Consider the following 14,488-nt stretch of genomic DNA (forward strand, 5'->3'; position numbering starts at 1 on the left):
ATGTTAAGAAAATCAACCTAATTAATTTGAATTAACAAATAATCACTATATAGTATTCAATATAAACACAATATCCCAAGTAGCTCAAATCAAACTACTTGGGATGACAATAAAAGGGCGTGAAGATTACTCCTCTTCCTTCACTTCTTCCTCATGCTTTGCAATGAGTTTCGTCTGAATATCATTGGGCACGAGCTCGTAACTTGCGAATTTGGCATTAAATGAAGCCCTTCCACCTGTGAGCGAACTGAGCGCAACGCTATAGTTGGACAATTCCTTCAAAGGAATCTTTGCTGTAAGCTTCTGGTAACCAGCCTCTGCATCCATGCCCATAATGATGGCACGACGTCCCTGCAAATCACTCATCACGTCGCCCATATAGTCAGACGGCACATAAACCTCAAGGTCATAGATGGGCTCAAGAATCTTCGGCCCTGCATTTCTGAACGCATCCGAGAACGCATGACGTGCGGCCAGTGTGAACGAGAGCTCATTAGAGTCTACGGGATGCATCTTTCCATCGTAGACCACCACACGAACATCACGTGCATAGCTGCCTGTCAGCGGGCCACGCTCCATGCAGTCCATGACTCCCTTGAGAATGGCAGGCATGAACCTAAGGTCAATGGCACCACCCACCACACTGTTGATGAACTGTAATTTACCGCCCCATGGCAAGTCTTTCTCCTCCTTAGACTTGATATTCATCTTGAATTCCTGTCCACCGAATTTATAGCTAACGGGGTCCGGCATGCCTTCAGCATAGGGCTCCACTATCAGAGAAACTTCACCAAACTGCCCTGCACCTCCGCTTTGCTTCTTATGGCGATAGGTAGCCTGAGCCTTCTTTGTGATGGTCTCACGATAGGGCACACGCGGCTCATCGTATTCCACTTGCAGCTTCTCGTTGTTCTCAAGACGCCATTTCAAAACGCGCAAGTGAAATTCACCTTGTCCGTGAATGATGGTCTGACGAAGCTCTTTGCTCTGCTCAACGACCCATGTAGGATCTTCCTGCCTCATCTTCAAGAGAGCGGCCATCACTTTCTCCAAGTCCTGTGGATTCTTTACCTTGATGGCACGTGAGTATTTAGGACGCGGATATTTCACAAAATCAAACTTCATTCCGTCGTCGTCTTTTCCATCCAGTGTATTCCCCGTCTTCACGTCTTTCAACTTAACAGTGCACCCAATGTCACCGGCTTCCAGCTCGTCCACAGGGATACGGTTGCTTCCCGCGCAAGCATAGATTTGCCCAATACGCTCCTTAGAGCCACGGTCAGCGTTAGTAAGGTCGTCTCCTGCCTTTACTCTTCCGCTCATGACCTTGAAATAACTGACCTCTCCGATATGCGGCTCCAGCCCAGTCTTGAAGAAGTAAAGGCTCTCCGGACCGTTGCTGTCGGCAGCAACTTCCTCTCCACGGGTGTTGCGATAGGCAGGCATATCACTGACAAATGGTACAACATTGCCGAGGAATTCCATCAGGCGCTGCACTCCCATGTCTTTGTGAGCGTCAACGCAGAAAATCGGAAACATGTCACGATTGATCAGTCCTTTGCGGATACCAAGACGCAACTCGTCTTCGGTCAGAGAGTTCTCGTCCTCAAAGAACTTCTCCATCAGTGTATCATCGTTCTCAGCGGCGGCTTCCACCAAGGTACGATGCAACTCCTCTGCTTTTTCTTTCTCCTCTGCAGGAATCTCTTCACGCTTTGGCTCACCGCCATCGGGTCCCCAAGAGAGTTTCTTCATGATGAGCACATCAATGAGGCTATGGAAGTCAGGACCCGTCTCAAGGGGATACTGAATTTGTACACATTTGTTGCCATAGATGTCTTGCATCTGTGAAATGAGGTTGTCGAAGTCACATTTCTCCGAATCAAGCTGGTTGATAAGGAAGATAACAGGCTTCTTCAACTTTTCAGTATAGCGAAAGTTGTTCTGCGTACCCACTTCCGGACCGTATTGTCCGTTGATGAGAATCACTGCCTGGTCAGTGACATTAAGGGCAGTGATGGCGCCTCCGACAAAGTCGTCTGATCCCGGACAGTCGATGATATTGAGCTTCTTATTATTCCACTCTACATGAAAGACAGTGGGAAACACTGAGTAACCAAGGTTGAGTTCTACGGGCATAAAGTCAGAGACCGTATTCTTAGCCTCCACAGTTCCACGACGTTTGATGACTCCTGCCTCGAACAGCATGCTTTCGGCAAGCGTGGTCTTGCCGCTACCTTTGGCGCCAATAAGCGCGATGTTTTTAATCTCGTTGGTTTGATAAACTCTCATATCAAAAATATTTTAAAGTTAGTCCTTATTTCTTCAACGGGTCTGTATTGCAAACCAGTGCTAAAGTTAAGAAGAAATGCGAAAAGGGCAAAGAAAATATCAAGAAATATGCAGTATTTTAAAAGAAATTAGTAATTTCGTGTTCAAATAAAGATAATTGTTCGGAGAATCAAATATATGTCGACACAAGCTGCACTTTACCTGCATATCCCTTTCTGTGCTTCACGATGCATCTACTGCGGTTTCTATTCCACCACCTCCCTTTCTCTTAGAAGGCGCTATGTCGATGCTCTCTGTGAGGAGATGCGTTTACTGCCATATCATCCAACGATAAAGACCATTTATCTTGGCGGAGGCACACCAAGCCAGTTGGCACATCGCGACCTTCACCGGCTATTCACACATATATATAATAAGTATGATGTCAGTCCTCAAGCTGAGATAACGATGGAGTGCAATCCCGACGACATACGAGACGGAATGTTTCAAGACCTCCCTGTGAACCGCGTCAGCATGGGAGCACAAACATTTTCCGACGAGAGACTTCGATTCCTGCACCGTCGCCATACAGCGTCAGAGGTAGATCAGGCTTTTGATACACTACTTCATAATGGCATCGACAACATCAGCATTGATTTGATGTTCGACTTTCCCGGAGAGACCATGGAGGATTGGATAAGCGATGTCAAGCATGCCATCGCCCTACATCCAAAGCATATTTCAGCGTATGGACTGATGTATGAGGAAGGCACCCCGCTCTACAGAATGCTCGAACAAGGATTGACAGAAGAGACCGACGAAGACTTAAGCCTGCGCATGTACGACGCTCTGACAGACCTGCTTGCCGCAGCCGGCTATGAGCACTATGAAATCAGCAACTTCGCATGGCTCGATGGCCATACGACAAGTCCCTGGCGCAGCAAACACAATTCATGCTACTGGCACGATGTCCCCTACATAGGCATTGGCGCAGGCGCACACTCCTACTATCAGCACACCAGACATTGGAATCCAGATGATATCCTTAGGTACATGAACTCCATAGAAAGCGGGCAACTACCTTATGAGGAAGAGGTCATAGACAGCGATACACACTACGATGACATCGTCACCACAGCCTTGCGAACACGTGAGGGTATCGACCTAACCAAACTGGATGGCAAGCACCAAAGATTCTTGATGGATAATGCGAAAGACTATATTCAACGCGGACTCATGGCTGTGAATGACCATCACCTCCATCTCACACGAGAGGGAATCAATATCAGCAACCGCATCATGAGCGATCTGATGGACGTATGATGACCTACGCCCTGGCAGCATCAAGGCCCTTTATGCCCTCCTTCTCATAAACAGTAAAGAAGTAAGCTTTGATGTCGGCGTCTATATCCACAATATTGCGTTTTCCCGTGACATAAGGTTTAATGTATACGGAAACACCATAGCAGACAACACCGATGGCAAGGGCTACCAGAAACTTTGGCAACTCTTTCTCAATGAAATCAGTATTCATGAAGCCGATCATCGCCATAATAGGAATGGCAAACAACAGCCAGTCGCCCGCAGTATTCATCTTTCCATTGTTTTCGCGCTCTTCTCTCAGCACCTTTGGCGCAGCCTGAATCAAGGATGCCTCATGGGCCTTCCAATAGGTCTCAAACTCATGTGGGTAAATGTTTTCAGCCATGATTTTCTTTTCATTTCTGTGGCAAAGATAAGGAAAAAATGAGTAACTTTGCCAACAGAAAGAGAAAAAGATCATGCAAAATCAGTTTTCACGCACACAGTTATTACTTGGCAAGCCAGCTATTGATACACTCAACGGCTCACGCGTGGCTGTCTTCGGCGTAGGCGGAGTCGGGGGATATGTCGTAGAAGTACTTGCCCGTAGTGGCGTGGGAGCAGTGGACATCATCGACGACGACCGTGTTTGCCTGACCAATGTAAACCGGCAGATCCTTGCGACACTCTCCAGTGTAGGGCGTCACAAGGTTGATGTGGCTGAGGACCGCATCCATGACATCAATCCTCGTTGCCACGTAAGAAAGTACCAGACATTTTATCTGCCATCCAATGCTGACGAGTTTGATTTCTCACATTACGATTATGTCGTTGATTGCATAGACACCGTCACAGCCAAACTGGACCTGATCCGGCGCTGTCACGACCTGCACATTCCTATCATCTCCTGTATGGGAGCCGCCTATAAGCTTGATGCCACACAGTTGCAGGTCACTGACATCTGGAAGACCATCAACGACCCATTGGCTAAAGTCATCCGGAAGAAGCTTCGCAAAACGGATATCAAGCACTTAAAAGTAGTATATTCGCCCGAGTTGCCTATTGAGAGCATTGACCAGCCCGACATCAGTTGCCGCTACCACTGCATTTGTCCGGCAAAGGATATGCGGGCGTGCACCGAACGGCACACCATCCCAAGCTCCAATGCATGGGTACCTGCTGCGGCCGGACTGATTTGCGGCGGAGAGGTCGTCAAGGATCTTGTCAACAATGCTCACACTATGCGTATCGATTTGGAGAATGATCCGGACAACGCATACGCAAGAGTGGCAGCCGAAAAACATGAGGCATATCTTCAAGATTACCGGCAACGTGTGGTAGAAAGAAAGAAAACAATCACAATCGATGAATAAAGAAGACTTATTCAAGAAGCTCCGCGCCAATACACATGAGCAATATGACATGCCGGACATGCATATTGACGGCATCCAGTATGCCGACACTTACGCCCAGTTTGTAAAGATGACCGAACATGTCGGTGGGAAAGTAGTGGAAGCAGGTCCGGATGATGATCTCAATGCTATCATCAAAGCACAATACCCCAAAGCCAAAACATTTGCCAGCAACCTTTCATCCATCACGATAGCACAGAAAAACCCCGACACAGTGACTGAAGCGATAGATCTTGACGGTACTGACGTGGGCATTGTCGAAGGCAAGATAGGTGTAGCTGAAAATGGCTGTATCTGGGTTCCCCAAACGATGAAGGAAAAGGCGATTTGCTTTATTTCCGAATATCTTGTTATCATTCTTGACAAGAAAAACATAGTAAACAACATGCACGAAGCTTACAGTCGTATCAGCTTTGACCCGAAATATCAGTTTGGCACCTTTATTAGCGGCCCCTCAAAGACTGCGGACATTGAGCAGGCACTCGTCATGGGCGCACAAGCAGCACGCGGGGTGACAGTGATTATTATCGGCTGATGCCTCTACTGTGTCAATTATAATATAGACATTATAATATAAATAATGTGTGTGGTATGAGGTGTGAACGTCAATCATAAGATGGAAGATAAACGCCAGAACAACGTCTACACCCATATCCTGAAATATACAGGTCTCTTTGGTGGCGTACAGGCCTTGAGCATCCTCGTTGCCTTAGTGCGCAACAAGCTTGTGGCGATTCTGCTGGGCCCCATGGGCATGGGATTGATGTCTCTTTTCAATACCACCATCCGGTTTATCAGCGATTCCACCAATCTCGGAGTGGGTGTGAGCGCTGTGAAACATCTTTCCGAAGCCTACGAACAGAACGATAAGCAGAAGCTACAACAGTCTGTTCAGACCATTCGTGCCTGGGCCACGGTAACGGCCTTGGGCGGCATGTTGGTCTGTGCGTTGCTCAGTCCACTCCTGAGCCGTTATACTTTTGGATGGGGAAAGCATACACTTCATTTCCTATTGTTGTCGCCGGCTGTCGCCATGACCACCTTGACGCTGGGTGAGACCGCCATTCTCAAAGGTGTCCGCAAACTGGGAGCACTGGCACACATCTCCTTGATCAATATCGTGTTAGCGCTCATTCTGACCGTTCCTCTTTTCTTTTTTCTGGGCATCAGCGCTATCGTGCCATCCATTAATCTTGTGGCATTAACACAGTTGGCGGTGACTTTGACCTTCTCTCTCCACTGTTGCCCTATGCAGTTCCGGCTCGACAAAGCCACGCTACAGAGAGGCGTGAGCATGATCAAGCTGGGCATTGCCTTTCTCTTTGCAGGGATATTTGGCAGTGGTTCCGACTTTCTCATCCGGTCGTTTGTCAACAATGCCGGTTCCCCCGACACTCTCGGGCTCTTCAATGCGGGTTACATGATCACGATGACCTACGGCGGGATGGTGTTTTCAGCGATGGAAACCGATTATTTCCCCCGTCTCTCCGCCATTGAGCAGACAGGAGCCACACTCAACGCCACCGTGAACAAGCAGATAGAAGTGTCGCTGCTCATCATCTCGCCCATGCTTGTCGCCCTCATCATTGGCTTGCCTCTTATCCTTCCCCTACTCTATTCAAGGACTTTTTCGCCGGCCACGGCTATGGCGCAAATCATGGCTCTGGCGTTATACCTGCGTGCCGTCAAGCTCCCCATTGCCTACCTGCCGTTAGCAAGAGGCGACTCAAGGTCGTATCTTCTCATGGAGGGTATCTATGCAGTCGTGTATATTCTCATTTCCATCGGATGCTTCCACGCCTTTGGACTCTTTGGTTTGGGCGCAGCCGTCGTGTCAGTAGCCTGCTTCGATTTCATCATGCTCAATGTTTATATGCGCTTCCGCTATGGCTACATGCTTTCTCGCTCGGCCGTCAAACTGATGCTCCAACAGCTGCCTATTGGCCTTGTGGCCTATGTTTTGACAAAGACAGGAGAGAGCTGGACTTATTGGCTCGCGGGAACAGGGCTGTTCTGTCTCAGTTTGTATTTATCATTGAAAGAGCTGCACAAGCGTACGCGCCTGTGGGACAAACTGAAAGCAAAATACTTCCATTCCTCTCAATCTTGATATGCATTGAGAGCATGTACAATCCGGCATATCTCCCCGTCAGTCAACGTTGGGTTGCAAGGTATGCTGAGCTCTTCACGGTGAATCTTCTCCGTAACCGGCAATGACAACCGGTTCCATTCGGCATAGCAAACTTGCCGGTGAGGCGGTATGGGATAGTGTATCATGGTGCCGACGTCGTTTTCCGCCAAGTAACGCTGCAGCGCATCCCGCGTCCTACAAAGTATGGGAAAGATGTGAAACACGTGGTCTACGTCTCCATTGATCCAAGACTCCATGCCTGGTATTCGCAGCTTGGGATTGTCTACATACAGCGCATACTGTCGGGCAATCTCTTTTCTCCGGCGGTTTTCCGCGTCCAGATAGCGCAGCTTGACACTGAGCACTGCTGCCTGCAACTCGTCAATGCGGCTGTTAAGCCCTTTATAGGGGAACACATATTTCTGCGAGGAGCCATAGTTGCCTAAAGCCCTGCAAAGGTCAGCCAACGCCTTATCATCGGTAGTGATGGCTCCCGCATCGCCTAATGCCCCAAGATTCTTGCCTGGATAAAAGCTGTGTGCGGCTGCGTCACCTAATGAGCCGGTCCGCCTGCCATTGTACTTGCACCCATGCGCCTGCGCATTATCCTCTATCAGCAGGAGGTGGTAACGCTGGCAAAGAGCAGAGATGCCTGCCGTCATGGCACAACGGCCGTAAAGATGGACCAAGAGAATGGCCTTGGTCTTTGGCGTGATTGCCTTCTCAATCAGGGCATCGTCTATTTCGAGGGAATTGATGTCGGGTTCAATCAGGATGGGTTTCAACCGGTTCTCCGTAATGGAAAGAATGGAGGCGATATATGTGTTAGCGGGAACAATGACCTCATCACCCTCGCTCAGACGCCCCATCTCCCTGTAGGCACGGAAAATAAGTGTCAGCGCGTCAAGCCCGTTGCCACAGCCTACGCAACAGCGAGTGCCGATAAAGCGGGCATAGTCAGCTTCAAAGCGACGAGTCTGCTCACCCTGAAGATACCATCCGTCCTCAACAACACGCATGACCGCGGCTTCTATCTCAGCCTGATGCAGCCCTGTCATCTTTTTCAAAGAGAGATAAGGAATCATCATTAGCAGTTAGTTTCTATCTCATACCAGTCGTAGCAGACCGCTCTTCCGCCAAATCCCTCCTTCTGATAGATGAGACCCTCATTGAGAAAACGGCCTCTGTCTTCGTTGGACGTACCGAAATCAAAATATTGACAGTCCACACGGTCCTCCTTGATGATTTTATGGAATATGGAATCAATGGCGTGCAAGCGCTTGCCTTCCGGAGAGGCGGAGATATACTGTACATGTACCACTTTGGCGGATACGTAAAGCAATACGCCACCTACCACCTTACCCTCCCAGCGCGCTACATAGAGGGCGATGTTGTCAGGGAAAGAAGTGTGAAGCCGGAGCATCTCGTTGACGGTATGAACAGGCTTGGTATGGTGTGCTGAGGCAAGATTCTCCTCTAACACATGCCAAAAGGAGCCATACGCGTTGTCATCTCTCGTTACCCCAAGGCCGTTCATCCGCGCCTTGTCTGCACCAAACTGCCTGATACGCCGCCATTTCAGCGCGTTTCCCATGTCAATCACTGACGAGACATTACGCACTAAGAGCCGTGCATGGCAACGGTTGAAGATGGCATAAAGATCTTCTTCCGAGGGTAGCTGCTGATAAATCCAGGGTACCGGCTTATAAATCATCCGCTTGATTCCCAACCTTCTGAGCTCGGCCATAAGCTCTTCAAACAGCGTGCAGACCTCGGCAGCGGTGGCATGCGCACCGGTAATCAGCCCTCCGTAGGTCAGTCCCTGATGAGACCATAGCGTATCGCCGTCGACATTGGCAGGCAACAGTGCATAAGGATTGCCCTTCAGGTAAAACATGAACGAGCAGTCTGTGAAGCGGTCATGATGATAGTCCATGTAATGACGGTCGAAGAGGAAAGTGCCTTGCTTCGACTGCCTCACGAATGCATTCCACGCATTGCTGTCCTTGCCGGTATAGCGTCTTATCTCGAACATCCCGAAGACCTGTATTTAAGGAATTCTCCGTAGTTATAAATATAATCGTTTTCGTCATATGGATCTTCCGCAAGGACCAGGCAAACGGCTCCGGAAGAGAAGTCCTCCAATACCCGCCAGATGCCCGTATCGACAAAAAGTCCCTTGTTGGGAAGGTTGAGCATGTAGCTTTCACGTTCCTTGCCGTTGTCAAGTGTCACGGTGAAAGACCCAGACACAGCAACGATGAGTTCCCTGCAATGCTTGTGCGCATGACCGCCACGGCATGCGCCGCCAGGGATGTCGTAAGTCCAGTAAACCCTGCTAATGGCAAACGGCACATCCTTAAGTTGCTGGGCCACAGTAAGATTGCCGCGTGGATCGGCAATTTTCTGCAGCGTTATCAATCTGCCCAATCGTTGTTTCATCATAACTCAATACTGACCATTTTGCGTCTACACCGTAATCGCATCGCCTTTACACTGTAATCGCAACGCCTCCACACTGTAATCGCATCGCCTCTACACTGTAATCGCATCGCCTCTACACCGTAATCGCATCGCCTTTACGCCGTAATCGCAATGCCTGTTACTTTCTCATTTCTTCATGTAAGGGTCAGTTCCCAACACGGTCTTCGCCAGGCGCTTTGTCTTATCGCGCAAGGCCGTCATATCGCAACCTACCTTGTCGTAGCAAGTGACGACGCCCATACGACGCCCCACATGCGCTTCGGGCTTTCCAAAGATGCGCACGCGCGCATGATCCTCACGGCAAACGTCGGCAAGATTGTAGTCAAGCGGCTGATTGCTCTCCACGGGCGATAAGACTACAGCAGAGGCGCCGCTGTGCTCCAAGTGAATGGCGGGGATGTTGAGGCCCATGACGGCACGGAAGTGAAGCTCAAACTCACTGAGGTTGGTGCAGTGGCTCAGTGTCACCATACCCGTGTCGTGAGGCCGTGGCGAGAGCTCTGAGAAGATGACCTCGCCCTGCCTGGTCAGGAAAAACTCCACGCCCCAGATGCCATAGCCTGTCAAAGCCCTGGTCACCTCGTCGGCCATGTGCTGGGCCACCTTGAGTGCATCCTCGCTGATGGCATAGGGCATCCAACTCTCTCTGTAGTCACCGCCTTTCTGCACATGCCCGATGGGCGGGCAGAAGAGCGTGGGGCCATGCTGCTGAGTGACGGTGAGCAGCGTGAACTCAGAGTCAAAGTCGATAAACTCCTCAATGATGACCTCCCGTACATCACCACGTCCTTCCTCCATGGCATCACGGAAAGCCTCCTGAAGTTCGTCATCGTCGTGGACATAGCTTTGGCCGTGGCCGGAAGAAGACATCAACGGCTTGACAACGCACGGAAAGCCTATCTCGTCGGCAGCACGCTTGAACTCGTCAAAGGTCTTGGCATAGAAATACCTCGCCGTACGCAGCCCCAGTTCCCGTGATGCCAGGTCACGAATGGCACGGCGATTCATGGTGTAGTTGACGGCACGCGCCGAGGGCACCACCCTGATACCTTCTTCCTCGAAATCAAAAAGGCGCTCGGTACGGATTGCTTCTATCTCGGGCACTATCAAGTCGGGCCGGTGCCGCGCCACAACAGCCGAGAGGGCGTCGCCGTCAAGCATGGAGAAGACCTCACACTCATCGGCTACCTGCATAGCAGGTGCGTTGTCATACTTGTCGCAGGCGATGACATATTGTCCGGCACGTTTGGCGGCAATCGTAAATTCCCTGCCCAGTTCACCTGAGCCTAAAAGCAAAAACTTTTTCATTGATTTAGAATGGCTTAAACAAAACCTATTTTTCTTTGCACGATGGGTTTCATGCGCCTCATCATCATCTGCCACTCAGGAGAGATGGCTATACGATGAAGGTCTTTTGCTATAATCTCGCGCATAGCCGACTGGGGCACACGGTATTTCAGCGCAAGCTGCTCCACGGGCTTCCGGCTTCCGCCGAAAAGCCCGTAGTAGGCGTCGATGATATCCTTGTCAACGGCCCCGAGCATCGTTAAAAGGATGTTGAGATTGGCCTTATCGGCATTGCTCACAAGCAGAGCAGAGCCTTGCGCAAGCTGAAGATAGCGGTGCAGCTGGATAGAAAACCTGTCAAGTCTAAGCTCCTCAGGCAAGTTGTCCATGACGCTCCTTTCCATACATGATGTCGTAATACTTCTGATAGTCACCGCTGGTCACCTCGTTGATCCACTGCTGGTTGTCGAGATTCCACTTGATGGTCTTCACGATGCCGTCAGCGAACTTTGTCTCAGGATACCATCCCAACTCCGTCTTAATCTTTGTGGGATCAATGGCATAGCGAGCGTCGTGGCCGAGACGATCGGCCACATGCTCAATGAGCGAATCGTTAATCCAAGAGATGTCGATGTCGCCCTTCGTATCGCGGACCTGCTTTTTCAGCACATGGCGCAGTCCTTTGTCGGCCTCCATCATGTCGTGAATGGTCTTGATGGTGAGCTTCACGATATCGATATTCTTCATCTCGTTGTGTCCGCCAACATTGTAGATCTCTCCTTCACGCCCTTCACGCACCACAAGGTCAATGGCCTTGCAGTGGTCTTCCACATAAAGCCAGTCGCGCACATTGAGTCCAGCGCCGTAGACAGGGAGCTTCTTGCCCTCAAGAATATTGTTGATAATCAGAGGAATGAGCTTCTCCGGGAAGTGGTATGGCCCATAGTTATTGGAACAACGCGTGATGGACACCGGCATGTGGTAAGTGTCGCGGTAGGCCTGCACAAAGAAGTCGGCACTCGCCTTGCTGGCAGAATAAGGGCTGTGCGGGCACAACGGTGTTGTCTCGGTGAAGAACCCCGTGTTGCCCAAAGCTCCGTAGACCTCGTCGGTAGATACCTGGTGGTATCGCTTTCCTGTCTTCCAGGTGGGATAGCCCTGCGCGTCCTTGCCCGTTACCCATGCACGGCGGGCAGCGTCCATAAGGTTCTGAGTACCTAAAATGTTCACGCTCAAGAAGAGCTGCGGATCCTCAATGGAACGGTCGACATGGCTCTCGGCTGCAAAGTTGACAACAAAGTCGATGTCGTTCTCGGCAAACAACCGGTCCACGAGCTTGCGGTCACGGATATCGCCCTTGATAAAGAAGCAGCGCTGATTGTCGATATCGTCCTTGATGGTGCCTAAATTGCCAGCATAGGTCAGTGCATCAAGGACAATAACCTTAGTGTCATCATTGGCATATTTCTTGTGAAGCAAATACTTGATGAAGTTGGAGCCAATGAATCCGGCAGCTCCGGTGACAAGATAAGTTTTCATAATGAAAAGCGTTTTTTGATGAACTCGGCAATAAAATGTTCGGTTTCCTGGAGACCCAAAATACTTGAGTTGATACAGAGATCATAGCTCTCCGCATGTCCCCAGGTCTTACCAGTGTAATAGTTATAATACGAAGCGCGGTCGTCTTCCATTGACCGGATGTACTTTCGCGCCTGCGCACGGTCAAAATCATGACGCTTGCATACACGCTGCAAGCGCTGGTCGATGTTGGCTGTAATGAATATGTTCATGGTGTTTTTGAAATCACGCAGCACATAGTCGGCCGTACGGCCTACGAAGACACAGTTGCCCTCCTCAGCCGCTTTCTTGATGGCATCGCTTTGAAACTTGTAGAGTGAATCCTGCGAGAAGTTGTTTTTATAGAAGTTGTTCTCGCCCATCAAAGGCACATGCACGTGAAAAAGCGACTTGAGAAAGCCCTTCTGCTCATCGTTCTGTTCAAAGAACTTCTCGCTGAAGCCACTCTCCTTCGCTGCAAGGTTGAGCAGCTCCTTGTCGTAGAATTTGCAGCCGAACTCATCCGCAAGCATCTTGGCGATAACTCTGCCACCAGAGCCTATCTGCCTACCAACATTGATGATGATTTTCTTATCACTATTCATGATGTTTACTAATTATTTGCTTCTTGAATTTTCGCATATATAAAGCCATAATGATGGCTGCCACGACTGCTGCGGTGAAATCGGAGGCCGGCAACGAGTACCACACTCCATTCACACCGAAAAACAAAGGCAAGACGTAAAGCAACGGCAGAAGAAACAACAACTGCCTCGACAAGGAAAGGAAAATGCTGATTTTGACCTTCCCTATACACTGGAAGAAGTTGGTGACGACCATCTGGAAGCCCACTATCAGGAAGGCAAGCATGTTGATCCTTATGGCCGGCTTGGCTATCTTTATGAGCGTGGGATCGGAAGTGAATATTCTCGCAAGGTAATCGGGAAGCAACATGGCGATGGCCCAACCTGTCGTCATAATCACCGTGGCAGCGATGATGGCAAGCCGCAACACCTTCATCAGACGGTCTATCTTCTGTGCGCCGTAGTTGTATCCGGCAATGGGCTGCATGCCTTGGTTCAAGCCAATGATAATCATCACGAAGACGGTGGAGATAGCTGAGGCAATACCGTATGCGCCCACCATCAGGTCTCCGCCAAAGTGAACAAGCTGGTTGTTGATGAAAATGACAATGATGCAAGCACAGACATTCATCAGAAACGGCGATATTCCTATGGCGATGATGTTTTTCACCAAGTGCGACTTCAGCCTGTAAATGCCTTTTTCCAAATGCAACAGCTCGTTTCTGTTCGTGAAAAGCCTCAACTGATAGACCAAGGCAAGCGACTGCGAGATGATGGTTGCAAAGGCCGCTCCACGGATGCCCCACTTGAGAATGGGAATGAACACCACATCAAGCAGTATATTCATTACCACGGTGAAGATGGTAGCCATCATAGCCTGGCGCGGCTTGCTGGCAGCGCGTAGCACAGCATTCATGCCGAGATACATATGCGTCACCATATTTCCGCAAAGGATAATCTGCATGAAGCTCCGCGCGTAAGGGATCGTAGCCTTGCTCGCACCGAAGAAATACAAAATAGGATCAAGAAAAATCAAGCATAACACTGCAAAGCTAAACCCAATAATAAGATTGAGCGTTACCGTATTGCCAAGCAGCTCTTCTGCAGTCAAGTAGTCTTTCTGCCCCAGCTTCACGGATATAGCAGTAGAAGCGCCAACACCAACAGCGGCACCGAACGCGCTGGAGAGGTTCATGAAAGGAAAAGTGATGGCAAGACCAGAAATAGCAAGCGGCCCCACTACCTGGCCAATAAAAGCACGGTCGATGATGTTATACAACGAGGAGGCCACCATAGCGATGACAGCAGGCGTAGCATATTGAAGCAATAGCTTGCCAACGGGCTGGGTACCTAATGCCAACGTGGCCTTTTTATTGTCATTATCTGTATGCATGATGCAAAAGTAACAAATAAATTTGGGCTTTAGCGTTTTTCAAGCTACTTTTGCAAAAAATATTTTT

General features: G+C 49.6%; 13 protein-coding genes and 1 pseudogene. 4 read left to right on the top strand and 10 right to left on the bottom strand.

Annotated features, from left to right (window positions below; all coding sequences use genetic code 11):
- Positions 1–126: 126 nt before the first annotated feature.
- Positions 127–2,292: an elongation factor G gene (locus tag PREMU_RS08875; protein ID WP_007574648.1), complete on the bottom strand. Its 2,166-nt coding sequence runs from the start codon at positions 2,290–2,292 to the stop codon at positions 127–129.
- A 177-nt stretch (positions 2,293–2,469) separates the two neighbouring features.
- Between PREMU_RS08875 and hemW the strand changes: the two genes are divergently transcribed.
- On the top strand, positions 2,470–3,594 hold the full coding sequence (gene hemW / locus PREMU_RS08880; protein WP_007574650.1) for a radical SAM family heme chaperone HemW: 1,125 nt from the start codon (positions 2,470–2,472) through the stop codon (positions 3,592–3,594).
- Positions 3,595–3,598: 4 nt separating this feature from the next.
- Here hemW and PREMU_RS08885 read toward each other — a convergent pair whose 3' ends face one another.
- Positions 3,599–3,979, bottom strand: coding sequence for a hypothetical protein (locus PREMU_RS08885; RefSeq protein ID WP_007574652.1), 381 nt, complete (start codon positions 3,977–3,979; stop codon positions 3,599–3,601).
- 73 nt (positions 3,980–4,052) lie between these two features.
- Here PREMU_RS08885 and PREMU_RS08890 point away from each other — a divergent pair, with 73 nt between their 5' ends.
- From PREMU_RS08890 to PREMU_RS08900, 3 genes are all read left to right on the top strand, one after another.
- Entirely contained in the window at positions 4,053–4,946 is an 894-nt protein-coding gene (locus tag PREMU_RS08890) for a tRNA threonylcarbamoyladenosine dehydratase (protein WP_007574653.1), read from the top strand.
- The gene (locus tag PREMU_RS08895) at positions 4,939–5,520 is read left to right on the top strand and encodes a LutC/YkgG family protein (RefSeq protein ID WP_007574655.1); all 582 of its coding nucleotides are present in this window, start codon (positions 4,939–4,941) and stop codon (positions 5,518–5,520) included. The genes PREMU_RS08890 and PREMU_RS08895 overlap by 8 nt, the downstream gene beginning before the upstream one ends.
- Positions 5,521–5,601: 81 nt before the next feature.
- Positions 5,602–7,095, top strand: coding sequence for an oligosaccharide flippase family protein (locus PREMU_RS08900; RefSeq protein WP_007574657.1), 1,494 nt, complete (start codon positions 5,602–5,604; stop codon positions 7,093–7,095).
- On the opposite strand, the gene PREMU_RS08905 is transcribed toward PREMU_RS08900, so the two are convergent.
- From PREMU_RS08905 to PREMU_RS08940, 8 genes and pseudogenes are all read right to left on the bottom strand, one after another.
- Positions 7,086–8,201, bottom strand: a complete 1,116-nt coding sequence (locus PREMU_RS08905) for a DegT/DnrJ/EryC1/StrS family aminotransferase (protein ID WP_040558838.1) — start codon at positions 8,199–8,201, stop codon at positions 7,086–7,088. The two genes, PREMU_RS08900 and PREMU_RS08905, sit on opposite strands and share 10 nt — an antisense overlap.
- A 2-nt stretch (positions 8,202–8,203) precedes the next feature.
- Positions 8,204–9,151: a GNAT family N-acetyltransferase gene (locus PREMU_RS08910; protein WP_007574661.1), complete on the bottom strand. Its 948-nt coding sequence runs from the start codon at positions 9,149–9,151 to the stop codon at positions 8,204–8,206.
- The gene (locus PREMU_RS08915) at positions 9,139–9,561 is read right to left on the bottom strand and encodes a sugar 3,4-ketoisomerase (protein WP_007574662.1); all 423 of its coding nucleotides are present in this window, start codon (positions 9,559–9,561) and stop codon (positions 9,139–9,141) included. Before PREMU_RS08915 ends, PREMU_RS08910 begins: the two co-directional genes overlap by 13 nt.
- A gap of 165 nt (positions 9,562–9,726) precedes the next feature.
- Positions 9,727–10,917, bottom strand: a pseudogene (purT, locus tag PREMU_RS08920) (formate-dependent phosphoribosylglycinamide formyltransferase); the annotation flags it as partial.
- A gap of 5 nt (positions 10,918–10,922) precedes the next feature.
- Entirely contained in the window at positions 10,923–11,291 is a 369-nt protein-coding gene (locus tag PREMU_RS08925; RefSeq protein ID WP_223918649.1) for an RNA polymerase subunit sigma, read from the bottom strand.
- Positions 11,260–12,426 (bottom strand): dTDP-glucose 4,6-dehydratase, encoded by a 1,167-nt coding sequence (rfbB, locus tag PREMU_RS08930; protein WP_007574665.1) that lies wholly within the window; start codon positions 12,424–12,426, stop codon positions 11,260–11,262. The genes PREMU_RS08925 and rfbB overlap by 32 nt, the downstream gene beginning before the upstream one ends.
- The gene (locus PREMU_RS08935) at positions 12,423–13,049 is read right to left on the bottom strand and encodes a cytidylate kinase-like family protein (RefSeq protein WP_007574666.1); all 627 of its coding nucleotides are present in this window, start codon (positions 13,047–13,049) and stop codon (positions 12,423–12,425) included. Before PREMU_RS08935 ends, rfbB begins: the two co-directional genes overlap by 4 nt.
- Positions 13,042–14,421 (bottom strand): MATE family efflux transporter, encoded by a 1,380-nt coding sequence (locus PREMU_RS08940; protein WP_007574667.1) that lies wholly within the window; start codon positions 14,419–14,421, stop codon positions 13,042–13,044. Before PREMU_RS08940 ends, PREMU_RS08935 begins: the two co-directional genes overlap by 8 nt.
- Positions 14,422–14,488 lie beyond the last annotated feature (67 nt).

The sequence above is a fragment of the Hallella multisaccharivorax DSM 17128 genome (genome assembly GCF_000218235.1).
In the GTDB taxonomy this organism is placed as follows: domain Bacteria; phylum Bacteroidota; class Bacteroidia; order Bacteroidales; family Bacteroidaceae; genus Prevotella; species Prevotella multisaccharivorax.